Source organism: Paraburkholderia sp. MM5384-R2 (assembly GCF_014201025.1).
In the GTDB taxonomy this organism is placed as follows: domain Bacteria; phylum Pseudomonadota; class Gammaproteobacteria; order Burkholderiales; family Burkholderiaceae; genus Paraburkholderia; species Paraburkholderia tuberum.
In genome coordinates, this window is record NZ_JACHDI010000001.1 from 684,821 (window position 1) to 709,251 (window position 24,431).

Annotated in this window: 19 protein-coding genes; 3 read left to right on the forward strand and 16 right to left on the reverse strand. The window is 66.2% G+C overall.

Translation table 11 applies throughout. The annotated features are described in order from the left end of the window. A complete protein-coding gene (locus tag HDG37_RS03220; RefSeq protein ID WP_184044208.1) occupies nt 1-3,327 on the forward strand; it encodes an efflux RND transporter permease subunit in 3,327 nt (1,108 codons plus the stop codon). Between the two features lie 17 nt (nt 3,328-3,344). On the opposite strand, the gene HDG37_RS03225 is transcribed toward HDG37_RS03220, so the two are convergent. The 3 genes from HDG37_RS03225 to HDG37_RS03235 form a co-directional block, all read right to left on the reverse strand. Beyond that, the gene (locus HDG37_RS03225; RefSeq protein WP_184044210.1) at nt 3,345-3,809 is read right to left on the reverse strand and encodes a hypothetical protein; all 465 of its coding nucleotides are present in this window, start codon (nt 3,807-3,809) and stop codon (nt 3,345-3,347) included. Nucleotides 3,810-3,886: 77 nt separating this feature from the next. Continuing rightward, nucleotides 3,887-4,450, reverse strand: a complete 564-nt coding sequence (locus HDG37_RS03230) for a peroxiredoxin (RefSeq protein ID WP_184044212.1) — start codon at nt 4,448-4,450, stop codon at nt 3,887-3,889. Nucleotides 4,451-4,621: 171 nt separating this feature from the next. Further along, nucleotides 4,622-5,923, reverse strand: a complete 1,302-nt coding sequence (locus HDG37_RS03235) for an EAL domain-containing protein (protein ID WP_184044214.1) — start codon at nt 5,921-5,923, stop codon at nt 4,622-4,624. Between the two features lie 353 nt (nt 5,924-6,276). Between HDG37_RS03235 and HDG37_RS03240 the strand changes: the two genes are divergently transcribed. Beyond that, a complete protein-coding gene (locus HDG37_RS03240; protein ID WP_184044216.1) occupies nt 6,277-8,091 on the forward strand; it encodes a bifunctional diguanylate cyclase/phosphodiesterase in 1,815 nt (604 codons plus the stop codon). Between the two features lie 95 nt (nt 8,092-8,186). Then, a complete protein-coding gene (locus HDG37_RS03245; protein WP_090804012.1) occupies nt 8,187-9,644 on the forward strand; it encodes an HDOD domain-containing protein in 1,458 nt (485 codons plus the stop codon). 100 nt (nt 9,645-9,744) lie between these two features. Here HDG37_RS03245 and HDG37_RS03250 read toward each other — a convergent pair whose 3' ends face one another. The 13 genes from HDG37_RS03250 to HDG37_RS03310 form a co-directional block, all read right to left on the reverse strand. Beyond that, the gene (locus tag HDG37_RS03250; RefSeq protein WP_184044218.1) at nt 9,745-11,121 is read right to left on the reverse strand and encodes an EAL and HDOD domain-containing protein; all 1,377 of its coding nucleotides are present in this window, start codon (nt 11,119-11,121) and stop codon (nt 9,745-9,747) included. 249 nt (nt 11,122-11,370) lie between these two features. After that, nucleotides 11,371-12,165 (reverse strand): ABC transporter substrate-binding protein, encoded by a 795-nt coding sequence (locus HDG37_RS03255; RefSeq protein ID WP_090804009.1) that lies wholly within the window; start codon nt 12,163-12,165, stop codon nt 11,371-11,373. A gap of 146 nt (nt 12,166-12,311) precedes the next feature. Continuing rightward, nucleotides 12,312-13,370, reverse strand: a complete 1,059-nt coding sequence (gene astE, locus HDG37_RS03260) for a succinylglutamate desuccinylase (protein WP_184044220.1) — start codon at nt 13,368-13,370, stop codon at nt 12,312-12,314. Further along, nucleotides 13,354-14,694 (reverse strand): N-succinylarginine dihydrolase, encoded by a 1,341-nt coding sequence (gene astB, locus HDG37_RS03265; protein ID WP_184044502.1) that lies wholly within the window; start codon nt 14,692-14,694, stop codon nt 13,354-13,356. The genes astE and astB overlap by 17 nt, the downstream gene beginning before the upstream one ends. 12 nt (nt 14,695-14,706) lie before the next feature. Next, the gene (gene astD, locus HDG37_RS03270; protein ID WP_184044222.1) at nt 14,707-16,170 is read right to left on the reverse strand and encodes a succinylglutamate-semialdehyde dehydrogenase; all 1,464 of its coding nucleotides are present in this window, start codon (nt 16,168-16,170) and stop codon (nt 14,707-14,709) included. A gap of 2 nt (nt 16,171-16,172) precedes the next feature. Continuing rightward, nucleotides 16,173-17,210 (reverse strand): arginine N-succinyltransferase, encoded by a 1,038-nt coding sequence (astA, locus tag HDG37_RS03275; protein WP_184044224.1) that lies wholly within the window; start codon nt 17,208-17,210, stop codon nt 16,173-16,175. Then, complete coding sequence (aruF, locus tag HDG37_RS03280; RefSeq protein ID WP_184044504.1) at nt 17,207-18,259, reverse strand: arginine/ornithine succinyltransferase subunit alpha; 1,053 nt, start codon at nt 18,257-18,259, stop codon at nt 17,207-17,209. Before aruF ends, astA begins: the two co-directional genes overlap by 4 nt. 67 nt (nt 18,260-18,326) lie before the next feature. Continuing rightward, on the reverse strand, nt 18,327-19,562 hold the full coding sequence (locus HDG37_RS03285) for an aspartate aminotransferase family protein (protein WP_184044226.1): 1,236 nt from the start codon (nt 19,560-19,562) through the stop codon (nt 18,327-18,329). A 157-nt stretch (nt 19,563-19,719) separates the two neighbouring features. Continuing rightward, a complete protein-coding gene (locus tag HDG37_RS03290; RefSeq protein WP_184044227.1) occupies nt 19,720-20,763 on the reverse strand; it encodes a GlxA family transcriptional regulator in 1,044 nt (347 codons plus the stop codon). A 28-nt stretch (nt 20,764-20,791) separates the two neighbouring features. Beyond that, nucleotides 20,792-21,583 carry an ABC transporter ATP-binding protein gene (locus tag HDG37_RS03295; protein ID WP_184044229.1) on the reverse strand — a complete coding sequence of 264 codons (792 nt, stop codon included), beginning with the start codon at nt 21,581-21,583 and terminating at the stop codon, nt 20,792-20,794. Between the two features lie 91 nt (nt 21,584-21,674). Continuing rightward, nucleotides 21,675-22,388, reverse strand: a complete 714-nt coding sequence (locus tag HDG37_RS03300; RefSeq protein WP_184044231.1) for an ABC transporter permease — start codon at nt 22,386-22,388, stop codon at nt 21,675-21,677. 5 nt (nt 22,389-22,393) lie between these two features. Next, a complete protein-coding gene (locus HDG37_RS03305) occupies nt 22,394-23,083 on the reverse strand; it encodes an ABC transporter permease (protein ID WP_184044506.1) in 690 nt (229 codons plus the stop codon). A 336-nt stretch (nt 23,084-23,419) separates the two neighbouring features. Then, nucleotides 23,420-24,373, reverse strand: coding sequence for a patatin-like phospholipase family protein (locus HDG37_RS03310; protein WP_184044233.1), 954 nt, complete (start codon nt 24,371-24,373; stop codon nt 23,420-23,422). Nucleotides 24,374-24,431: the final 58 nt, after the last annotated feature.

The window sequence follows — 24,431 nt, forward strand, 5'->3', positions numbered from 1 at the left end:
ATGAACCTGTCGCGTCCGTTTATCTCCCGTCCGGTCGCCACCACGCTGCTGGCGATCGGCATCGCGCTGTCGGGGGTATTCGCGTTCACGAAGCTGCCGGTCGCGCCACTGCCGCAGGTCGACTTCCCGACCATCTCGGTGCAGGCGACGCTGCCGGGCGCGAGCCCGGAGACCGTCGCGACGAGCGTCGCGAGTCCGCTCGAGCGGCATCTCGGCTCGATCGCCGACGTCACCGAGATGACGTCGCAGAGCTCGGTCGGCTCGACGCGCATCACGCTGCAGTTCGGCCTGAACCGCAACATCGACGGCGCCGCGCGCGACGTGCAGGCGGCGATCAACGCGGCGCGCGCCGACCTGCCCGCGAGCCTGCGCAGCAACCCGACCTACCACAAGGTCAACCCGGCCGACGCGCCGATCCTGATTCTCGCCCTGACGTCGAGCACGCGGACGGCGGGCCAGCTCTACGATTCGGCTGCGACGGTGCTGCAGCAGTCGTTGTCACAGGTGCAGGGAGTTGGCGAAGTGGATGTCAGCGGTTCGGCGAATCCGGCCGTGCGCGTCGAGTTGCTGCCGCATGCGCTGTCGCATTACGGCATCGGCCTCGAGGACGTGCGCGCGGCGCTCGCCGCGGCCAACGCGAACAGCCCGAAGGGCTCGATCGAGTTCGGCGAGAACCGCGTACAGCTGTACACCAACGACCAGGCAAGCAAGGCGTCGCAGTACAAGGACCTCGTCATCGCCTATCGCAACGGCGCGCCGGTCAAACTCTCCGACATGGGCGAAGTCGTCGATTCGGTCGAAGATCTGCGCAATCTCGGTCTCTTCAACGGCAAGCGCTCGGTGCTCGTGATCCTGTACCGGCAGCCGGGCGCGAACATCATCGAGACCGTCGACCGCGTGAAGGCGATGCTGCCGCAACTGCACGCGTCGCTGCCCGCCGACGTCGACATCGCGCCGACCTCGGACCGCTCGACGACGATCCGCGCGTCGTTGAAGGACACCGGGCGCACGCTCGTGATCGCGATCGCGCTCGTCGTGATGGTGGTGTTCCTGTTCCTGCGCAACTGGCGCGCCACGCTGATTCCGAGCGTGGCCGTGCCGATCTCGATCGTCGGCACGTTCGGCGCGATGTACCTGATGGGCTTCTCGATCGACAATCTGTCGCTGATGGCGTTGACCATCGCGACCGGCTTCGTCGTCGACGACGCGATCGTCGTGCTCGAAAACATCTCGCGCCACATCGAAGACGGCGTGCCGCGCATGAAGGCCGCGTTCCTCGGCGCGCGCGAGGTCGGCTTCACGGTGATGTCGATCAGCATCTCGCTGGTCGCCGTGTTCCTGCCGATCCTGCTGATGGGCGGCATCGTCGGGCGGCTGTTCCGCGAGTTCGCGCTGACGCTGTCGCTGGCGATCGCGGTGTCGCTGGTCGTATCGCTGACGCTCACGCCGATGATGTGCTCGCGCCTCCTGCGCGAGCCGCACGAAAAGCATGAGGAAAACCGCTTCGGCCGCTGGCTCGAACGCGGCTTCACGTCGATGCATCGCGGCTACGAGCGCACGCTCGGCTGGGCGCTCGTCCATCCGCTCCTGATCGTCATGGTTCTGCTGCTGACCATCGCGCTGAACGTGGCGCTTTATATCATCGTGCCAAAGGGCTTCTTCCCGCAGCAGGACACGGGGCGCCTGATCGGCGGCATCCAGGCCGACCAGAGCACGTCGTTCCAGGCGATGAAAGGCAAGTTCTCGGAGATGATGGCGATCGTCGGCAAGAACCCCGCGGTCGACAGCGTGGTCGGCTTCACCGGCGGCCGGCAGACCAACTCGGGCTTCATGTTCGTGTCGCTGAAGTCGAAAAGCGAACGCAAGCTGTCCGCCGATCAGGTGATCCAGCAACTGCGCGCGCCGCTCGGCGACGTGGCCGGCGCGCGCACGTTCCTGCAGGCGGTGCAGGACATCCGCGTCGGCGGCCGGCAGTCGAACGCGCAGTATCAGTTCACGCTGCTCGCCGACTCGACGCCCGATCTGTACAAGTGGGGGCCCAAGCTCACCGAGGCGCTGCAGGCACGCAAGGAACTCGCGGACGTGAACTCCGACCAGCAGCAAGGTGGTCTCGAAGCGATGGTGACGATCGACCGCGCCACGGCATCGCGCCTCGGCATCAAGCCCGCGCAGATCGACAACACGCTGTATGACGCGTTCGGCCAGCGCCAGGTGTCGACGATCTACAACCCGCTGAACCAGTATCACGTCGTGATGGAAGTCGCGCCGCAATACTGGCAGAGCCCGGAGATGCTGAAGCAGATTTTCGTCAGCACGTCGGGCGGCAGCGCGAGCGGCGCGCAGACCACCAACGCGCCGGCCGGCACCGTGACGTCCAGAGCGACCAGCACGTCGACCACGACGAGCGCGGCAACCGGCGGCATGGCCGCCACCACCGCGACGAGCGCGGCCAGCATCGCAGCCGACTCCGCGCGCAATCAGGCCATCAACTCCATCGCGGCGAGCGGCAAGTCGAGCGCGTCGTCGGGCTCGGCGGTGTCGACCGCGAAGGAGACGATGGTGCCGCTGTCGGCGATCGCGAGCTTCGGGCCGGGCACCACGCCGCTATCGGTCAATCACCAGAGCCAGTTCGTCGCCTCGACGATCTCGTTCAACCTGCCGCCGGGCGTGTCGCTGTCCACCGCCACGCAGGCGATCTACGACACGATGGCCGAGATCGGCATGCCCGCCACGATTCACGGCAGCTTCCAGGGCACCGCGCAGGCGTTCCAGCAGTCGATGTCCGACCAGCCGATGCTGATCCTCGCCGCGCTCGCGGCGGTGTACATCGTGCTCGGCATCCTGTACGAGAGCTACATCCACCCGCTGACGATCCTGTCGACGCTGCCGTCCGCGGGCGTCGGCGCGTTGCTCGCGCTGCTGCTGTTCAAGACCGAGTTCAGCATCATCGCGCTGATCGGTGTGATCCTGCTGATCGGCATCGTGAAGAAGAACGCGATCATGATGGTGGACTTCGCGATCGACGCATCGCGCAAGGGAATGTCGTCGCGCGACGCGATCTACCAGGCCTGTCTGCTGCGCTTCCGGCCGATCATGATGACCACCTTCGCCGCGCTGCTCGGCGCGTTGCCGCTCGCGTTCGGCAGCGGCGAAGGCGCGGAGATGCGCGCGCCGCTCGGTATTTCGATCGTCGGCGGGCTGATCGTCAGCCAGATGCTGACGCTCTATACGACGCCGGTCGTCTATCTGTACATGGATCGCATCCGCGTGCGCTGGGAGGAGAGAAAGGCACGCCGCGCGGGTGGCGCGGCGCCGACGTCGTCATGATGTAGTGAAGGTGGCGCTCACAGCTTCTGCTCGATGGCCAGCGAGAAAATCCGCTGCCATCGGCGCGCCGCCCGCTCGTTCGACATCGGCACGAGCCACTCGCCGTGCCGTGAGTCCTTGACCTTCAGCGCGAGCCGCGCCTGTGCGTCGCGGCCCTGTGCTTCGGCGCCGAGCAGATCGGCGAAGATATACGCGCCCTGCTGGTCGCCGACGCGAATCTCGCAGAGCCGCTTGGCCGCCGCGAGCCGCACCGAGCCCCAACTGCCCTTCAATTCGTGCGTCCAGTCGCCGTCGCGCACGTTCGGCGCGACTTCGCGGCGCCGCTGCCGCCAGTACGCGAGCGCACCGGCGGTCAGCAACGCAACCAGCACAGCCACACCCTCCGCCACCGCCAGCCCGAAAGCGGCCTGCAGCGCATAAAAGGCACGCACCGCGCCGTACCCCAGCGCGATCAGCGCAATCAACGCAACGACAATCGGCATCGCAAGCTCATCCGGCAAATGGTTTTGGTCGGCTAGCGCGGGCAAACGCGACGGCGCGTTCGGCTCCTCACTGCCCCTCACTGCCCCTTATGCGCGGCCGACCACGCCTTGAGCGCGTTCAGCGTGTACTCGACATGCTTGTCGGGCGACAGGCTCGTGTACTCGTAGATGATCTTGCCGTCGGGCGAGATCACGTACGACACGCGATTCGCCATGCCGGCCTTGAACGGCATGGCCGCGTCGTATGCGTTGATCACCTTCGCGTCGGCGTCGGCCGCGACCGGGAATTTGCTGCGGCATTCGCTGACCGAAAACTTCGTCAGCGTATCGATGTTGTCGTGCGACACGCCGATCACCGTCGCGCCGTACTTCTTGTATTGGTCGACCGCATCGGCGAACTCGTGCGCCTCGATCGTGCAGCCCTTCGTGAACGCGGCCGGATAGAAGTACAGCACGACCGGGCCCTTCTTCAGTTCGTCGGCGAGCGAATACGCGTAGGTCTTGCCGCCGAGCGAGGCCTCGGCGGTAAACGTCGGCGCCGTATCGCCGGGCTTCAGGGTTGCCGAGGCGAGCGGCGAATGCATTGCGAATCCGAACGCCATGACGGCGGCCAGTACCGCCGGTATGTGTTTTGTCTTCATCTGCTCCTCCACGCGTGAGCGCACGCAATTGATCGGGTCCATTGGAGACAGCTTCGGCCGACGTCACAGGCCGTCGCTGAACTTTCTATTGGACCACGGATGCGCACGCGGCGTGGGTCGTCGCCCGGATCACAGGCGAATCGAAAGGGTGCGGCGCGCGAGCTCGACGCCTCAAACGCCCAATTCCGCCACGTGCGCGCCGAACCACGCCGCCGCCGACAGGTTCAGCTCCGACAGCACGTCGGGCGTCAGCGCGTGGAAGCCCGCCGCCGTCGCGACCGGCGCCGCGTCGCCGCCCTCGCCCGCGACCTCGGCGATCAGCAGCAGCGCGCCCAGTTCGCCCTTGCGCGCGACGATCGCGTCGCGAATCTGCGGCGCGAGGCCGAGTTTCTCAAGCACCGTGTCCGGCGTGCTGTCGAGCACGATGTGCACGAGCGAAAAAATCCCGGTCATGAACGCGGCGTCGGCGAATTCGCCGTCGGCCGGACGCAGCCAGTTCGCGGCGAGTTCCATGAAGCGCGAGCGCGTCGCCGCCAGTTGCACGAGCGGATCGGCGCGCCACGGCAACTCGCCGGTGTCCGCGTACAGCAGCAGTTGCGCCCAGCGCGCGATCTGCCGCGTGCCGGTCGCGATGATCGCCTCGCGCAGCGACGCGATGTTGCGCCCGAGGCCGAATGCACTCGAATTGACGAGCCGCAGCAGTTGCACGACCACGCCCGGGTTGACCTTCAGCTCCGCCTCGAGCTCGACGATGCCGGCGTCGCGCGACAGCAACGCGAGCAGCCGCAGCAGGCCCGGACGCAGCGAGCGGTTGCGCGGCGCGGCCAGCACCTGCGGCCGCGCGAAGAAGTAGCCCTGGAACAGATCGAAACCGAGCTCGTGGGCGAGCGCGAAGTCCTCGCGCGTCTCGACCTTCTCGGCGAGCAGCGTCTTGCCGTGGCCGCGCAGCGTCGACGCGAGCTGCGCGACGGTGCGGCGCGGCGTCTGCAGGAAATCGATCTTGACGATGTCGGCGTACGGCAGCATCGCGCTCAGCTCGTCGGACAGATCGTGCACGTCGTCGAGCGCGACCTGGAAGCCGGCGCCGCGCAACTCGCCGAGACGACGCGCGAGCGAGGCGTCGTAGCGCACGGTTTCGAGGATTTCGAGCACGAAGCGCTCGGGCGGCATCAGATGGACGATGTCGCTAAAGAGCAGCGCGCGATCGATATTGACGAAGCCGCGATGCTGGCCGAGCACGGCGGGTACGCCGATTCCGCCGATCGTGCGCGCGACCACCTGCGCGGTGGCCTGCGTGTCGTCGCTGATTTCGGCGTAGTTGTACGTTCCGGCACGGAACAGCAGCTCGTAGGCGTGAAGCGCGCCATCGCGATCGAGAATCGGCTGGCGGCCGACATAGACGTACTGCGGGGCAGCGTCCAGCTCCCCGTGCTCACGATAGCCGGCCGACGCGCCGGCGAGGACATCACGCACCTCGACGTCCCGCGGGACGGGCCGTGGGGCTCTGGCGGACCTGACGACGGGGCGTTCGGACATGGATCATCAGTGCAAGGTTCGGAAAGTCTATGCAGCGCGACGTCATCAGCGTCGCCAATTAAAGGGGATTCGCCGTGTTAACGGCCGCGAAGCGACGTCACTTTAACCGAATCGTCCCGGCGACGGCGCCGGGCTTCTCCTTACCAGATGTTTTTCTCCACGGGCCGCTAAAGATTTCCCCGCATGCGTCGTTATCTCGTTCTGATGGGGCGGCCTGCTATCTCCTGGCCGCCCGGAGCGGAGGACAAGCAGCCCCGCCCGCGGACGAACCCAGGTTGCCAGCGACAAACATGGAAGCGAACACGATCACCGCGCCCCGCCGGGGCTCCTTGCGCACGGTCATCGACCGGCTGCGGGCGTTCGGCCGGCGCGAGGACGACGACCAGCCGAGCAGCGCGAACCGCCCGCCCCCACTGGAACAGGTGGTCGGCGCGGTCGATCTGCTCGCGCACGTCGACGACGCGCTGCGCTTCATCTACGTGTCCGACGCGAGCCTGCGCTTCATCGGCTATCACCGCGAATACCTGAAAACCGCGACGCTGCACGATCTGGTCGCGCCCGCCGACGTGCCGCGCCTCGACGCGCTGCTCAAGCTCGCGGCGGCCTCGGGCAACGTCGAGAAAGCGACGCTCGGGCTCGTCAAGTCGCTGACCTATCCGATCACGGTCGAGCTGCGGGTCGTGCGCAGCAGCCACGACGGCGTCGACGGCTACGCGATCGCCGGCTTCGACGTGTCGTCATGGCGCGCCACCGAAGAGCGCCTGACCCAGGCGCTGCATCTGGACCGGCTGACCAGCCTGCCGAACCAGTCGGGCTTGCTGCACGCGTTGCTCGACGCGCAACAGAAGGCCGACGCGCACGGCACGCCGGTCGCGCTCTTGCTGCTCGATCTCGACGACTATCAGCGCGTGAATCGCGCACTCGGCTACGACGCCGGCGACGAGATGCTGCGCGACACGTCGCGGCGGCTGTTGAACATGACGAGCCCGAACGAAACGATCGCGCGCGTCGCCAGCGACGAGTTCGCGATCCTCGTGAAGCCTGCCGCGAGCCGCACCGACGCGGCGGCGGCCGCGGAAGCGCTGGCGCGGCGTCTGTTGACCGCGATCCAGCAGCCGTACGTGTTCAAGGGTCAGCAGGTGCACCTGTCGGCCAGCATCGGCATCGCGCTGTACCCGGACGTGCGCCACGCCAACGACACCGGCGGCCACGACACGCACCTGCTGCGCTGGGCCGACCACGCGCTGTTGCAGGCGAAGGCCGCGGGCGGCAACACGCTGGCGTTCTACGTACCCGACGACAACCCGGCCGACGCCGAGCGCCTCAAGCTCGAGGCCGACCTCTACGACGGCGTACGCAACGGCGAGTTTTCGCTACACTTCCAGCCGATCACGAGCAGCCGCACGCGGGGCGTGGTCGGTGTCGAGGCGTTGATTCGCTGGACGCATCCGGTGCATGGCCTCGTGCCGCCGTCGATGTTCATTCCGCTCGCGGAGTCGATCGGGCTCATCAACTTTCTCGGCAACTGGGTGCTGAAGGTCGCGTGCATGCAACTGATCCAGTGGGACGCCAAGGGCATCTCGCTGCAGTACGTGGCCGTCAACGTGTCGCCGCAGCAGTTTCGCGATCCGCGCTTCAAGGACTCGGTGTGCGAGGCGATCGAGCTGACCGGCATCGATCCGCGCCGCCTCGTCTTCGAGATCACCGAAAGTCTGCTGATGCACGATCCGGCGCACGCGAAAGGCTTGCTCGAAGAGCTGACCGCGATGGGCATCCGCTTCGCCGTCGACGACTTCGGCACCGGCTATTCGAGCCTCGCGTACCTGCAGCGCTTTCCGCTCGCGAAGCTGAAGATCGACCGGAGTTTCGTCGAGAATCTGCTAACCTCGCGAAACGATCAGGCAATCGTTAGCGCTGTCGTCGGCCTTGCGCAAACGCTCGACCTCGAACTGGTAGCCGAGGGCGTCGAAACGGAAGCGCAACGCGCGTTGCTCACCGAGATGGGCTGCGATCACATTCAGGGCTGGCTCGTTTGCAAGGCGCTGCCGTCCGAGGAACTCGCGCAGCGCTTCGAATCGCGCGAGCTTCAGTTGCACGGCGCGTAACGGGCGATGCAGACACGACGCCCAGGCAGCGCAACAAGCCGGCTCACGACCGGCATGGCATTCACTGGAACACGTATGGCTTTTGCGGGACTCACATGGTAAAGGCGGCAGTGCTCGACCGGCTCTGGACGCGAATGAGCGAGCGCGGCGATTTCCCTATGCTGTCGCAATCGCTGCGCACCACCATGGCGGCAGTGACCAACGACGACCTCGACTTCACCGGCCTCGTGCAAGTGGTGCTGTCGGACTTCGCGCTCACCCAGAAGGTGCTGCGCCTCGCGAACTCGGCGATGTACATCGCGTTCGGCGGCAACATCACGACCGTGTCGCGCGCGTTGATGGTGCTCGGCATGGATGCGGTCGGCCATCTGGTCGTGGGTCTGAAGATCGTCGATCACTTTCATCAAAGCGCGCCGCGCCGCATCGACGCGAAACTCGAACTGAACCGCACGCTGCTGTCGGGCTGCGTCGCGCGCAAGCTGACCGAGCGCGGCGACCTGCGCGCCGGTGAGGAAGCGGTGGTCTGCACGCTGATGCGGCAGATCGGCAAGCTGCTGGTCGTGTTCTATCTCGACGCCGAATGGGACCAGATTCGCCGCCATATCGACGGCGGCGCACTCGAAACCGATGCGTGCGTGCTCGTGCTCGGCGTGACGTTCGATGAAATCGGCGCCGAAGCCGCGGTGCGCTGGCGCCTGCCTGACACGATCCGCTCGGGCATGGGTGAGTTCGATCCGGAGGATGTGACGCAACCGCGCCAGGTGCAGTGGCTACGCGCGATCACCAATTACTCGACCGCGGTCGCCGACGTGCTCACCCAGCAGAACATGCCCGAGGGGGAGCGCGAGGCACGCATCGGCGAGCTTGCGCACGAGTATAGCGGCGCGCTGAACACCGACCCCGAGGTGCTGCTGCAGATGAGCGTCGCGCTATCGCGTGAGGATGGCGGCGACAGCGTGATGCGCGAGATCGTCGAGTTACGCGCGAATGCCGATGCGATCGCGCGCGAGGCGCTTACACCCGAGGCGCGCATCGAGATCGGGGTGAAGGATCTGCGCGGCCTGCCCGAGGGCAGCCCGCTCGCACCGACGCTCGCGATGGCCGCCGAGACCGTGCTCGCGGCGCTCGGCTTCTCGCGCACCGTGGTGTACGTCAAGCACAGCAGCGGCACGTTCAAGGCGCGTCTCGGCTTCGGGCCGAAGATCGACGCGGCGCTGCCGCGGCTCTCGTTCAGCACCGCGTTCGAACCCGACGTATTTCATCTCGCGATCGCGAACTCGGTGGGCATCTTCATCGAGAATGCGCGCGATCCGAAGATGGTCGCGCGGCTGCCCGAGTGGTTCCGGCGCTCGTTCGACGACGCGCGCGCGTTCGTGCTGCTGCCGATCGTCGACGAAACCGATCAGACGGTCGCGCTGCTCTACGGCGACTGGTCGCATACGCAGGAGGCGCGCCGCATCTCGCAGAAGGAGATGAGCGTGCTCAACGAACTGGCACGGGAGTTAGGACGTTTTTTCGGCCAGGGGCAGATGCGGGAAATGGAGACGATGTGAAGACCTGGCGTGATCGTTGATCACGCCGCTTCACGTCGATCCTTTCCGTGTTTGCCCGCAAACGATTTTATCCGGGCACCGTGTGGGGCTTTTACCCCACTCAATCCTCGATTCGCTCGAGCCCTTCCGCGCTGCGATCCGCGACGCCAGCCCATGCGCCGGCCGCGAGACCCATCTGCGCGACCTCTTCCACGGTCAACGGAGCAAGACGCTCGCATAGCGTGGCGACGCGCTCCCATGCGCCGCCTTCGAGCGCTTCGACCGCGCTCAACAGCAGACCCAGCCTGCCCTCCCGATGCAGAATCGCGGCCTGGATCGGTCGCGACAGCGTAAGGATGTTCAGCGTATTTTCGAGCGAGCCGCCGAACACCGCATCGACGAACGAAAACACACCGGTCAGGAAGGCCGCATCGGCTTCGTCGCGGCCCGCCTCGGGCATGCGCTCGATCGCGAGTTCCATGAAGCGCGCGCGCGTGGCCGCGAGTTGCAGCAGCGGATCGTCCTCCAGCGCGACCTTGCGGCCGTCTGCGTAGAGCAGCAGTTGCGTCCAGCGCGCGATGCGGTCGGTGCCGGTCGCGTTGATCGCGTCGCGCAGCGTCGTCACCTTGTGACCGACCGCGAGGCCGCTCGAATTCGCGAGCTTCATCAGATGCATGACGAGCACCGGGTTCAGCTTCAGCTCGGCTTCGAGCTGCGCGACCGTCGGGTCGCCCGCGAGCAGTTGCAGCAGATTGAGCAGCGCGTGGCGCGGCGCGCTGACGCGGCGCGTCGCCGAGCTTTGCGCGCGCGCGAAGTAATAACCCTGGAAGCGGTCGAAGCCGAGCTCGTGCACCGTTTCGAAGTCGGCCTGCGCATCGATACCTGATGCGAGCAGCAGCTTGCCAGCCGACTTCAGCACGCTCGCGAGCTTCGGCAGCAGCGCGCGCGGGGTGCGCGTGACGTCGATCTTGACGACTTCGGCGTACGGCAGCAGCTTCGCGAAAGCCTCGTTGGGCTGCGTGACGTCGTCGAGCGCGAAGCGGTAGCGGCGGCCATGCAGATACACGATACGCGCGATCAACGCGTCGTCGACTTCGAGCGATGAAGGCAGCTCGAGCATGAAGCGCTCGGCGGGCAGTCTCAGGATCGCGTCGTCGAGCAGCAGCTCGCGGCTCACGTCGACGTAGGCCGGATGGCCGGTCAGCGCGCCGCGCACGTCGCCCTGCACGAGCCCGCGCACGATCGCGCGCGCGACGCGTTGCACCGCCGTGGGCGCGCGGCCCGGCAACGCGTCGGTTTCGGCAGGGAGATCGGTATCGGCTTGCGGGGCGATGCGGTCCGCGTCGGCGAGCGGCAGCTCGGGCGCACGCACCTTGATCTCATAGCCGCACAGCATGCCGTCCCGATTCAGAATGGGCTGCCTTGCGTAGCTGGCGGTGAGCGACGCGTCGTCGGTCGTGCCGCTGTGGCTCAGAGTCTCGATTGCGATGGTGGTCATTCCAGTCCCCCGCTCGGCGCCGCTGGCGCCTGGCCGCTATGTTCTGTTTTTCGCTGCACGTTGGCGCGTTCCTGTGACGTTGCAAGCTCCGTCGCGCGCGCAGTGTGCGTCGCAATTTTATCGCAGCGTCATTGGGCACGAACAGGCTTACGAGGCAATATCTCGAAATATTTGTTGAACGTTTGCGACACGCGTGCAGAAAGCAAAACGGCCGCAACGCGCGGCCGTTTTGCACACTTCGATGCATCGTTACTTCAGCACGACTTTCACGTCGAAGTATTTGGCGGCGAGGCGGTCGATCGTGCCATCCGCCTTCAGCTCCTTCAGCGCGCCGTTCAGCGCATCCTTCAGTGCCTTGTCGTTCTTGCGCACGCCGTAGCCGACACCCGCGCCGAGCAGCTTGTCGTCGCTGACGGCCGGACCGGCGAACTCGAAGCCCGCGCCCTGCGGCTTCTTCAGAAAGCCCTTCGATGCCGCTTCGGCGTCCTGGAACGACGCATCGAGACGGCCCGACGCGAGGTCCGCGTAGATCTGGTCCTGCGTCTGATAGGGCACGACGTCGACCCCGGCCGGCGCCCAGCGCGCCTTCGCATAGGTTTCCTGGATCGTGCCCTGCAGCACGCCGACGTGCTTGCCCTTCAGCGATGCGGGCGTCGGCTGCAGAGCGCTGCCCTTCTTCGCGATCATCTGGTTCGGGATCGTGTAGATCGGATCGGTGAAGTCGATCGCCTGGCGACGCTGGTCGGTGATCGTCATGTCCGAGTTGATCGCGCTGAACTTGCGCGCTTCGAGCGCCGGGATCAGGCCGTCGAACGAGTTCTCGACCCACACGCATTTGGCCTTCAGCTTCGCGCACACGGCATTGCCGACGTCGATGTCGAAGCCCTGCAACTCGCCAGCGGGCGACTTCGATTCGAACGGCGCATACGACGCCTCGACGCCGAAGCGCACTTCCTTGATCTCAGCCGCCGACGCGGTGCCTGCCGTCAACACCGCCGTCGCGACCAGCGCGAGCGCGGCCAGGTTGGGCCAATTCTTCTTCATTACGGATGTTCCTTTACGGTGTGGACTGAAACGGAGCCGATTCGGCGCGCACAGGCGGATTACGCCGGCCGCGCTTCGGACTCGCGCGGCCGGCGTGACCCGTAGATGCGACAGCCGCGAGGCCCGCGATTGTACATGGAACCTGTCTAGACAAGCCTGGACAGCGTATCGGCGGTGGTGTCGACGACGAGCAGACCGGCGCGCAGCCCGGGCTTGACCGTCGGGTTCGGAAACACGATGCGCTCTTCGTCGCGCTGCACCGTGTATTGATAGTCGCCGTCGCGCGCCAGCAAGCTGCCCTTTATGAGCGGCGTGAAGTTCGGCACGTCCGGCGCGAGCAGCAGCTCGAATGCGTCGCTTTGCTTGGTCAGCTGATCGACGACGGTGAACACCCGCGGCAGAGCGGCTTGCGCGTCGGCTCGCGTGCCGGCCAGCAGCGCGCGCACCGCGAGATCCGCGCCCTCGAAGCGTGTCAGGTCGTTCTCGCCGAACGGCCGCACCTTGCCGAGTTCGAGCGTGCACGCAGCAGCGCCACACGCTTGCGCGGTGAAGTGCGAATAGGTGTTGCCCTTCGTCGTGTGCAGCAGCACCGCGCTGATACGCGCGTCGCCGAGCCATTCGAACATCGCGCGCGCAAACGGCTTGCCGGTATGCGGCAACAGCGCGAAGCGCTCGAACACCGACGCGCGGATCGCCGTATGCATGTCGATATGCCAGCGCGCGCCGGGCGTGGCGGATGCATCGGCGAAAAAGCGCGTCGCGGCCTGTTCGAGCGCGGCCGCGCGCGGCGCCTCATGACTGTGCGGCAGTTGCAGATGACGGCCGCTGAACAGCCGGTTCAGATCGTCGTCGCGATAGCGGCCGCCGTCGCGCATCGCCTCGATGTTGCCGAGAATCACGAGCAACCGGCATGCAAGCACGGCGCGGCCCTGCGCGATATCGGCGACGATGCGCGACAGCAGTTCGATCGGCGCGGTTTCGTCGCCATGCACGCCGGCCGACACGAGCACGCTACGGATGTCCGCGTGCCGCTCCGCGGGCTCGATGACGAGCACACCGTCGCCCTGCCACGTCCAGCGCACGCCGTTCGCACAGGTGCCTTGCGCTTGCTGCGCGGCAGGCCGGGACCCCGCGAGCGTCCACGCGAGAAAATCGTCGAGCATCGCGCTCGGGGCCGCCATCGCGTGCTCAGCGCTGGAAGTCATACAGCGAGCCCAGAGCGAGGATTTGCGTCAGCTCATCGAGCGCGGTGCGCGACTCGACCAGCAGCTTCGGATCGGTCAGATCGGCGGGTGCGAGACGATCGCGGTAGTGCTTTTCGATCCACGCATCGAGACGGCCGAACAGCGTATCGTCGATCCACACTCCCGGCGCGACCGCCGCGCGTTCGGTGTCGTCGAGTACGACGCGCAGCCGCAGACATGCGGGGCCGCCGCCGTTCTTCATGCTCTCGCGCAGATCGAACACGAGCACTTCGTCGATCGGACCGCTGTGGGAAGTCAGCTCATCCAGATACGCGGCCACGCGCGGATTTTCGCGGCACTCCTGCGGCACGACCAGCACCTGCTTGCCATCGGGCCGAGTCAGCAGCTGGCTGTTGAACAGATACGACGTCACCGCATCGGCGACGCTGACCTGGGCGTCGGGCACTTCGATTACGTTGAACCCTGCGTGCAGGCTCGCGAGCTTCGCGCGCAGCTCGTCGTACACCGCCTGCTGCTCGACGAACGCGAGCTGATGGCAGAACAGCGTGTTGCGATTGCCGACCGCGATCACGTCGTTATGGAACACGCCCGCGTCGATCACTTCAGGGTTCTGCTGCGCGTACACGGTCGCCGCTTCCTGCAAGCCATGACGATGCGCGACCGCGCGGCTCGCCTCGAACGTCTGGCGCGCCGGATAGCGCTTCGGTTCCGGCCCGCGACGATACTCGCTGCGGCCATACACGAAGAATTCGACACCACGCGCCTTGTATTGCTCGCAAAAACGCGTGTGATTCGCCGCGCCCTCGTCGCCGAGCGCGGGCGTGCCGGGCAGCGCCTCGTGCACGACGAAGCGGTCGGTGTCGCTGAACATCGCGCGCAGCGTGCGGCGTGTCGACTCATGTTCGATCGCGCGATGCAGCTTGCTGCACAGATTGGCCGGCGTGAAATGCACGCGGCCGTCGTGCGTATCCGCGGACGGGCTCACCGTCGCCGCGTTCGCGGTCCACATCGCCGAGGCCGAACTCGCCGCCGCGAGCAGTTCGGGTGCGTTGTTCGCGACGCGCGCGATCACCGAAGCATCGTCGCCGGAAAAACCGAGCTCGCGCAACAGACGCATCGACGGACGCTCCTGCGGCGGCAGCACGCCCTGATGAAAGCCGAGGTCCGCCAACTGCTTCATCTTGCGCAGACCCTGGCGCGCGGCGGCCTTCGGATTCGCGACCGACTTCTCGTTGTTCTGCGACGCGACGTTGCCGAACGACAAGCCCGCGTAGTTGTGAGTCGGGCCGACCAGGCCGTCGAAATTGGCTTCAGTGGCTTGCAGCATCGTCGATCCTTAGAATTGAAGGCCCGGCGAGACGCTCGCGGGCATGTTCAGTTGCGCGCTCTCGACCGAGGCCATTGGGTATGCGCAGTAGTCGGCCGCATAGTACGCGCTCGGTCGATGATTGCCGGAGCGGCCCGGCCCGCCGAACGGCGCTCCTGAAGAAGCGCCATTGGTCGGCCGGTTCCAGTTGACGATGCCGGCGCGAATCGTGCGCTGGAAATGCGCCCAGAGCGCTTCGTCGTCGGCGAGCAGGCCCGCCGAGAGACCGAACTCCGTATCGTTCGCCCGTTCGAGCGCGTCGTCGAAATTGCGGTAGCGGATGATCTGCGCGAGCGGACCGAAGTGCTCCTCGTCGGGCAGGTCCTTTACGTCGGTCACGTCGAGAATCGCGGGCGTGACGAAGCCGAGTTGCGGATCGCGCTGCTCCATTTTCAGCAGAGCCTTCGCGCCGCTCGCGAGCAGACGCTCCTGCGCGCCGATCAAACGCGAGGCCGCGCGCGCCGACACCACGGCGCCCATGAACGGCTGCGGCTTGGCGTTGTATTCACCGACGCCGATGCGCGCGGTCACTTCCGTCAGGCGCGCGAGGAAGCGCTCGCCGAACGCATCGTCGGGTACGAAGATGCGGCGCGCGCACGTGCAGCGCTGCCCCGCCGACAGAAACGCCGATTGAATCGTGTGGTGCACGGCGGCGTCGAGGTCCGCGACCGGGCCGATCACGAGCGGATTGTTGCCGCCCATTTCGAGCGCGAGCACGATCTCCGGCCGTCCGCCGAACTGTTTGTGCAGCAATGTTCCCGTATCCGAACTACCAGTGAAGAACAGTCCGTCGATCTGCCGGTGATTCGCGAGCGCGATGCCGGTGTCCTTCTCACCCTGTACGAGATTCAGCACGCCGGCAGGCAGCCCCGCGTCGCGCCAGATCTGCACGGTCAGCGCCGCGACGCCGGGCGCAAGTTCGGACGGCTTGAACACGACCGCATTACCGGCGATCAGCGCGGGCACGATATGCCCGTTCGGCAGATGGCCCGGGAAGTTGTACGGCCCGAACACCGCCACCACGCCATGCGGACGATGCCGCAGCACCGCGGTGCCGTCGGCCATCGCCGAGCGCTTTTCGCCGGTGCGTTCGTTGTAGGACTGAATCGAGATCTCGACCTTCGCGGCCATCGAGGCCGCTTCGGTGCGCGCTTCCCACAGCGGCTTGCCGGTCTCGCGGCCGATCGCTTCGGCGAGCGCTTCCTTGCGCTCTGTCACGAGCGCGGCGAAGCGGCGCACCACCGCGCAGCGCTCGTCGAGCGTCAGCGCCGACCACGCGGCGAACGCGCGGCGCGCGCTACGTACCGCGCGATCGACGTCGTCCGCCGACGCGCTGTTGCCTTGCCACACCACCGCGCCCGTGCCGGGATTGCGCGATGCGAATACGGGTCCTGTGCCGGCGGCCCATTCGCCGTCGATGAAAAGCTCGCTCATGATCATCCTTGTTTGTGTTTCAACGGCAGCACCCGCAGCGGATCGCCTGCCTGCACGCGAAGCGCGTCGGCCTCGGCCGCGCTCAGGCGGCACACACCGTTGCGCGGCACGCCCGCCACGACGCCAACGCGAAAATCGCCGAGCGACGTATTCGATACCATCGACTTCGGCCCGTCCTGCGCCGCTTGCTCCGCTGCCTCGCCGATTTCAGCCGCCACCAGCACGCTTTCGCGCACCGTGCGCAAATCGGCGATATGGCATTCGAGCACCGGACCCGCGTCGAAAATATCGACGTGATTCTCATAGCGCAGCCCTTCGGCTTCGAGCATGCGGCGCGCGGGAATCGTGTCGCTATGCGTGAGGCCGACGCAGCGCTGCGCCTCCTCCGGCAACAGTTCGACGTACACCGGATAGCGCGGCATCAGCTCGGCGAGAAACGCCTTGCGGCCGTGCGAGCTCAGATAGTCGGCCGCGTTGAAATCGATCTGGTAAAAATGCGAGCCGACCGCGCGCCAGAACGGCGACGTGCCCTGCTCGTCGAAATGGCCGCGCAACTCCGCGCACAGACGCTGCGGAAAACGCTCGCGAAACTGCGCGAGAAACATGAAGCGCGAGCGCGACAGCAAGCCGCCGACGCCGCTCGTGCGATAACGCGGGCTCAGGAACAGCGAGCACACTTCCGCATAACCGGTGAGGTCGTGCGAGATGTTCAGCGCGTGCATGCGCGTCCAGATGCCGAGATCCTGGCTCGCGTGCACGACCGTGCTCACGCGATAGTTGTAGAACGGCTGCTGCAGACCCACCGCCGTTTCGATACCGCAGACGCCGGCCACGTCGCCGGTCGCGGTGTCTTCCATCACGAAGAAATAACCGGCCTCGTGCGGCGCGGCCTGATCTTCCATCGTGCGGCGCGCGCGCTCGACACGCGCCGCGAGCGCGTCGCGATCCGGTTTGAAGGTGGTCAGACCGGGCCCGGTTTCCTGCGCGAGCCGCATCAGCGCATCCACATCGCCTCGTTGTACTACGCGAACGACGATCATTGCGCTTCTCCCGATTGTTCATCCTGCGGCTGATGCAGCGGCACGCAGCGCACCGCATCGCCTTCCCGTACGCGGAGCGCGCCGCGCGCCGCCTGTGACAACCCGGCGCCCGATTCCTTGCCGGGCGGGAGATCGCCGAGCACGCAACGGAACTCGCCGGCGGCGCCGTTGTGCGCGATCAGGTACGTTGCGCCGTGCGTCGCAGATGCCTCGCGCACGACGCGCGTTTCGTTGTGCTGCACGCTGACACTGCGATCCACCTGCGCGGTCAGTACCGGACCCGCGTCGAAGATATCGACGTAGCGGTCGGTCTCGAAACCTTCCTCGAGGTGAATCTCGTAGGCGAGCAGCGCGTTCGCGTCCGGTTCGCCGAGCACGCGCTGGGCCGCCTCGGGCAATAGCGGGACATACACGGGATAGGTCGGCATCACTTCGGCGATGAAGGTGCGGCTGCGGCCGCCCGATTCGACTTCGATGTCGGCGAAATCGCGGCCGAAAAACTTGCGCCCCACCGCTTCCCAGAACGGCGATACACCGTTTTCGTCCGTCACGCCGAGCAGCAGCGAGAACACCTCGGCCGTGAAACGCTTGCGATTCGCGGCGATGTACATCATCCGCGCGCGCGACATTAGTTGCGCGGCCGCGTCGCCGCGCAGCGACGGGTCGATGTAGTAGCCCGCGAGCCGGCTCTTGCCGGTCAGCTCGTGCGACATCGTCAGCGCGTGAATCTTGCGATTCACGTGCAGTTCGCGCGACGCATGAATCAGCGCGTCGTTGCGAAACACGTAGAACGGGTCCGCGTAACCGGCCGCCGCGACGATGCTCGCGGTGCCCATCAGCTTGCCGCTCTCCGAGTCTTCGAGCACGAACAGATAAAACTCCTCGCCCGGAAAATCGACCTCCGCGCGAAACGAGTCTTCCGACAATGCGACCCGCGCTTCGAGCGCGCGCCGGTCGTGCGGCAGGGAATGCAGCACCGGCTGCGCGGTGCGCGCCATATGCTCGAGCGCATCGAGATCGGCAAGGCGGCCTGGACGTACGAAGAGCATCATCGTTCCTGTTGAATGTGACGCATGATCCGCTGCATCAGCGTGGACGTGCGGGACTGCCTGAACATCAATGCGACGCCGCCTGCGCGTTCGCGCCGACGAGTTCGCCGAAGGCCGTCTCGAGACGCGCGAAGCCTGCGGCCATGTCGTCGAGCGGCATGATCAGCGACGGCACGAAGCGCAGCACGTCCGGACCCGCCATCAGCATGATCACGCCGTGCTGGCCGGCCGCGGTGACGAAGTCCTTCGCGCGGCCCCGGAACGTGTCGTTCAGTTCGGCGCCGATCAGGAGACCCTTGCCGCGCACTTCGGTAAATAGCCCGAAGCGCTCGTTCAGTTTCGCGAGATGACCCTTGAGCACTTCGCTGCGCGAGCGTACGCCTTCGAGCAGCTTCGGGTCGCTGACGAGTTCGACCACTTTTTCCGCGATCGCCGAGCCGAGCGGATTGCCGCCGTAAGTCGTGCCGTGCACGCCGACCTTGAAGTGCGCGGCGAGCTCTTTGGTGGTCAACATCGCGCCGATCGGGAAGCCGTTGCCGAGCGCCTTCGCGGTGGTCAGGATGTCCGGCGTCACGCCGGTGTCCTGGTACGCGTAGAAGAAGCCGCTGCGGCCCACGCCGGTTTGCACTTCATCGAAAATCAGCAGCGCGTTGTGCTGGTCGCACGCTTCGCGCAGCGCCTTCAGGAACGCCGGATCGGCCGGGATCACGCCGCCCTCGCCCTGGATCGGCTCGACGATCACCGCGCAGGTCTGCGCGCCGATCGCCTGCTTCGCCGCTTCGATGTCGTTGTACGGCAGATGCGTGATGCCGGCCGGCACCGGGCCGAAGCCTTCCGAGTACTTCGGCTGGCCACCGACGCTGACGGTGAACAGCGTGCGGCCGTGGAACGACTGTGCAAACGAAATGATTTCATCTTTCTGCGCGCCGTGACGGTCGAACGCAACGCGGCGCGCGAGCTTCAGCGCGGCCTCGTTCGCCTCGGCGCCCGAATTCGCGAAGAACGCGCGGTCGGCGAACGTGAGGCTTTCGAGGCGCTTCGCGAGGCGCAGCACCGGCTCGTTCGTATAGCCATTGCCGATGTGCCACAGCTTGCCGCCCTGCTCATGCAAAACCTTCAGCAGCTCGGGATGCGCATGACCGAGCGCGGTGACGGCGATGCCGCCGGCGAAGTCGATATAGTCGCGGCCTTGCGTGTCCCACACGCGCGAGCCGAGACCGCGATCCGGTACGAAGGCGGCGGGGGCAAACACCGGCACCATGACTTCGTCGAAGGTCTCGCGTGTCACAGTCAGGTCGTTCATGGCAATTCCTTTTACGGGTGACAGGTAATACAGCTAGTGTAGGAAACCGCGCGCGGCACGTCTTGCGCATACGCGACGCTTTCTATGAGGTTCCGCGCGTCGCGGCTGTCGAGCTTTGCGCTGAACTTGCCGCGGTTTCGCTTTCAGATGGCTTGCGTCAATCGAGCTCGGGCCGCTCGATCAGCGCGGCCGGCCGCGGCTCGCTCGCGCCGCCGTGCGCGCCGCTCTGGCGGTCGATCCAGTTGCGGCGATCCTCGCGCGGCGTGACGCCGAAGCGCTCCCGATACGCATTCGAAAAGTGCGCCGCCGACGCAAACCCGCATGCGAGGCTGATCTGCACGACGGATTTGCTGGTGCGCTGCAATTGCGTGCGCGCCTTCGACAGCCGCAGCCCCAGATAGTATTTGGACGGCATCGAGCCGAGATACTGGCGAAACAGGCGCTCGAGCTGCCGCCGCGAGACGCCGACGAAGCCGGCGATTTCATCGGTGGTCAGCGGGTCCTCGATATTGGCTTCCATCAGCAGCAGCGCGTCGTTCAGGCGCGGGTGGCGCTCGCCCGGCGCGGTCACGAACGGAATGCGCTGACGCTCCTCGCCCGCGCGCAGCACGCCTACGCCGAGCGTATCGGCGATGCGCTCCGCGAGTTCGGGCCCGTGCTCGCGGCCGATCATCGCGAGCATGAAGTCGACGGTCGCCTGGCCGCCCGCGCAGGTCGCGCGATCGCGATCGATTTCGAAGATCTGCTGCGTGACGATCGAGCGTTCGAACTGTTCAGAGAACTGCTGATAGGTTTCCCAGTTCACGCTGACGCGATAGCCGGACAGTTGCCCCGCCATCGCGAGCCACCACACGCCGTGGTGGATACCGGTGACGAGCGGCGTGCGCTGGCCGACGCGCGCGAGGCGCGCGAGAAAGAGGCGGTAGTCGGCGAACTGCTGGAACCGCTCGCTGACGATGATCAGCCAGTCACACGCGATCGCGTCGCCGAACGCGGCATCGGCCGGCCATTGCGCGCCGCCCGCGAGCGGCACCGCGCGGCCGTCCCACGAACATACCTGCACGCGATACAGCGCGCGGCCGTCGATTTCATTGGCGAGATTGAGCGCGTCGACGATCGGCCCGACGCCCGACATCGACACGGGCGGCAGTGCCACTATCGCGACCTGGGTCGTGCGAGCCGGGCTGGACGTGCGGGCCATCGGGTGTCCGTGAAAAGCGAGCCGCGCGTTACTTCAGGCTGCCGGACAGGAACTGCTTCAGGCGCTCGCTGCGCGGCGCGCTGAGCACCTCGGCGGGATTGCCCTCTTCCTCGGTGCGGCCCTGGTGCAGGAACATCACATGGTTCGACACATTGCGCGCGAAGCCCATTTCGTGCGTGACGACGATCATCGTGCGGCCTTCCTCGGCGAGCTTCTGCATCACCTTCAGCACTTCGCCGACCAGTTCGGGGTCGAGCGCGGAGGTCGGTTCGTCGAACAGCATCACGTCCGGGTCCATCGCGAGCGCGCGCGCGATCGCGACACGCTGCTGCTGGCCGCCTGACAGATGCGACGGATACTGCTTCTCGAGACGCGGCGCGAGCCCGACCTTCTCCAGATACTCGCGCGCCCGGTCCTCGGCCTCCTTGCGCTTCAGACCGAGCACATGAATCGGCGCTTCGATCACGTTCTCGAGCACGTTCATGTGCGCCCACAGGTTGAAGTGCTGGAACACCATCGCGAGCTTCGTGCGGATGCGCTGCAGCTGCTTGTGATCGGCGACTTCGAGATTGCCGGCGCGATCGGTCTTCGTCTTGACCGCTTCGCCGTCGACGATGATCTGCCCGGCGTTCGGCCGCTCGAGAAAATTGATGCAACGCAGGAAAGTGCTCTTGCCCGAGCCGCTCGCGCCGATGATGCTGATCACGTCGCCCTTGTTCGCGTTGAGCGACACGCCCTTGAGCACTTCGTTGTCGCCGTAGCGCTTGTGGATGTCCTGTACGGCGAGCTTGCAAGCTTCGGTTTGAGTGGTATGGAGCAAGATGCTCTCCCAGTGAGAATACGGATCGGTCTGGTGCGGACGCCGCCGTGCCGAAGCTCGAGGCGCCCGATGCTATGTCGTCAACGCGCGCTCAGTGCGTGCGCACCGCGAGATGCGCGAGCCAGCGACGCTCGGCGCGCCGGAACAGCGCGACGAGCGCGAACGACACCACGAGATAAATCAGCGCCGCGAGCCCGAACGCGTTGAACGACTGGTAGGTCGCCGAGTTCGCGTCGCGCGCGACCTTCAGGATGTCGGGCACCGTGGCCGTGAACGCGACCGTCGTCGCATGCAGCATCAGGATCACTTCGTTACTGTACAACGGCAACGCGCGGCGCAGCGCGGACGGTATCACAATGCGCCGGTACATCGTGAACGCGCTCATGCCGTAGGCACGCGCCGCCTCGACTTCGCCGTGCGAGGTCGAGCGGATCGCGCCCGCGAAAATCTCGGTCGTGTACGCGCAGGTGTTCAAGGCGAACGCGAGGATCGCGCAGTGAAAGCCGCTGCGAAAGAACGCGTCGAGCAGACTGTGCGAACGCACGAACGCGAGACTGTACACGCCGGTGTAGATCAACAGCAGCTGGACGTAGAGCGGCGTGCCGCGAAATACGTAGGTGTACAGACGTACCGGCGTCGACAGCCAGCGCTTCTTCGACACGCGCGCGACCGCGAGCGGCACGGCGCACACGAAGCCGATCGCGATCGACGCGACCAGCAGCCACAGCGTGACCGCGAGACCCGACAGGCGTTGCCCGTCCCAGAACAGATACGCCTTCCAGAATTGATTGAGGATGTCGATCATGACGCTCAGAGCTCCGCGTGTCGCACGCCGATCGAATAGCGGCGGTTCAGCCAGATCAGCACGAGGTTCGATACGGTGGTGATCGCCAGATAGATCAGCGCGGCGACGAGGATGAAGAAGAACATGTTGAAGGTACTCTTGCCCGCGTCCTGCGCGGCCTTGACGACGTCGGCGAGACCGATGATCGACACGAGCGCGGTGGCCTTCACGAGCACCTGCCAGTTGTTGCCGATGCCGGGCAGCGCGAAGCGCATCATCTGCGGGAACAGGATGCGCGTGAACACGCGCACGCCGCTCATGCCGTACGCGCTGCCCGCTTCGAGCTGGCCGCGCGGCACCGCGAGAAAGGCGCCGCGAAAAGTCTCGGTGAAATACGCGCCGTAGATGAAACCGAGCGTCAGCACGCCGGCCACGAACGGATCGATGTCGATCTGCTCGATGTTGAACATGTCGGTCAGATCATTGAGCCAGATCTGGATGCTGTAGAACAGCAGCAGCATCAGCACGAGGTCGGGCACCGAGCGGATCAGCGTCGTGTAGCCGGTCGCGATGACCCGCAGGGGCCGGTTGAACGAGAGTTTCGCCGCCGCGCCCGCGAGGCCGAGCAACACAGCGGCCGCCAGCGACAGAACGGACAGCTCGATCGTCTGGAGCGTGCCGGCGAGCAGCACGGGACCAAAGCCGTATAGGAACACGCGTGTCTCCATCCAGGTTCGTAGAATTGGCGCGGATGGCGGCGGCTTCATGGGCTGCTCGCTGCTCCGGCATGGCGCGGAGTCTCGCAAGCTGAAATCAATTTCTCAAATACCGGGCGGGTGGTTTGCTGCGACGCAACATGGCACTTCGACGCACGACGGGACGCTCGTAGCGCTTGGTTTCACGGGGGTTGTCGTGTTGTCGGGCGTGCGGCGATTTCGCAAGTTTCGGGTCGCTTTTTCGATAGGCCGCGCCGACGGCGGTGGCACCGCCCGAACGCATCGCGCCGTTGCATCAGCGCGTCCACGCCGGCTCCGACGCCTGACAGCTCGCGCTCAGTCGAGCCCGAGCCGCGCGCGAATCGCCGGCAGCATCTGCTCGACCGCCTCGCGCCCTTCCTCGATGGCTGGCGCCGCGCGATGAAAATCGAAGATGCCCATGCCGCCGAGACGCGGCTGGATCAGGATATCGGCCGGTTCGCCTGCGAGCCGGCTGCGCGTGATGCGCACCTGCATGATGTCGATGCTTTGCGCGATCGAGCTCAGCATCGACGGCACCTGCGCGCTTGGCTTCGGCGGCACGCGCACGTCGTCGGTGGCGCTCGCCTCCGCCGGCGCGAGCCAGCGCGGCCACGGCTTGCCGTTGCGGCGCAGCGCGACGGGCGGCGGCGCGGTGGGATCGAGCGCGGGCGTTTGGATGACCGGGCCGCCGAAATCGCGGCCGTTCAGGATGTCGTTGTTCAGATCGATCGCGATCACGCAGTCCGCGCGCATGCCACGCGCGACCGACACCGGCACCGGATTGCTGAGCCCGCCGTCGACGAGCCACACGCCGTTGTGCCATACCGGCGTGAAGATGCCCGGAATCGCAATCGACGCGCGCACCGAGTCGATCGTGCTGCCGTCCTGCAGCCAGATTTCGCGGCCGGTGTCGAGTTCGGTCGCGACCGCCGCGAACGGCATGTGCAGTTGCGCGATCGAGCAGCCGGCGAATTTGTCGGCGAATAGCTGGATCACCTTGCGCCCGCCAAGCAGGCCGCCCGAGATGCGCAGATCGAGCAGCCGCACCACGGTCTGCCACGTGAGACGCGACACCCACTCCTCGAGCCAGTCGAGATCACCGTTCGCATAGACCGCGCCGACCAGCGCGCCGATCGACGTGCCGCACACGACGTCGGGCCTGATGCCCGCGTCTTGCAGCGCGCGAATCGCGCCGATATGCGCCCAGCCGCGCGCGGCGCCGCCCCCCAACACCAGCCCGATCCGGCTGTATCGACGTCGACGTATCATGCCTACCCCGCTTTTTCGGCCCGCTTATCCGGCCGTCTTCTGATCGACATTGCCCCCG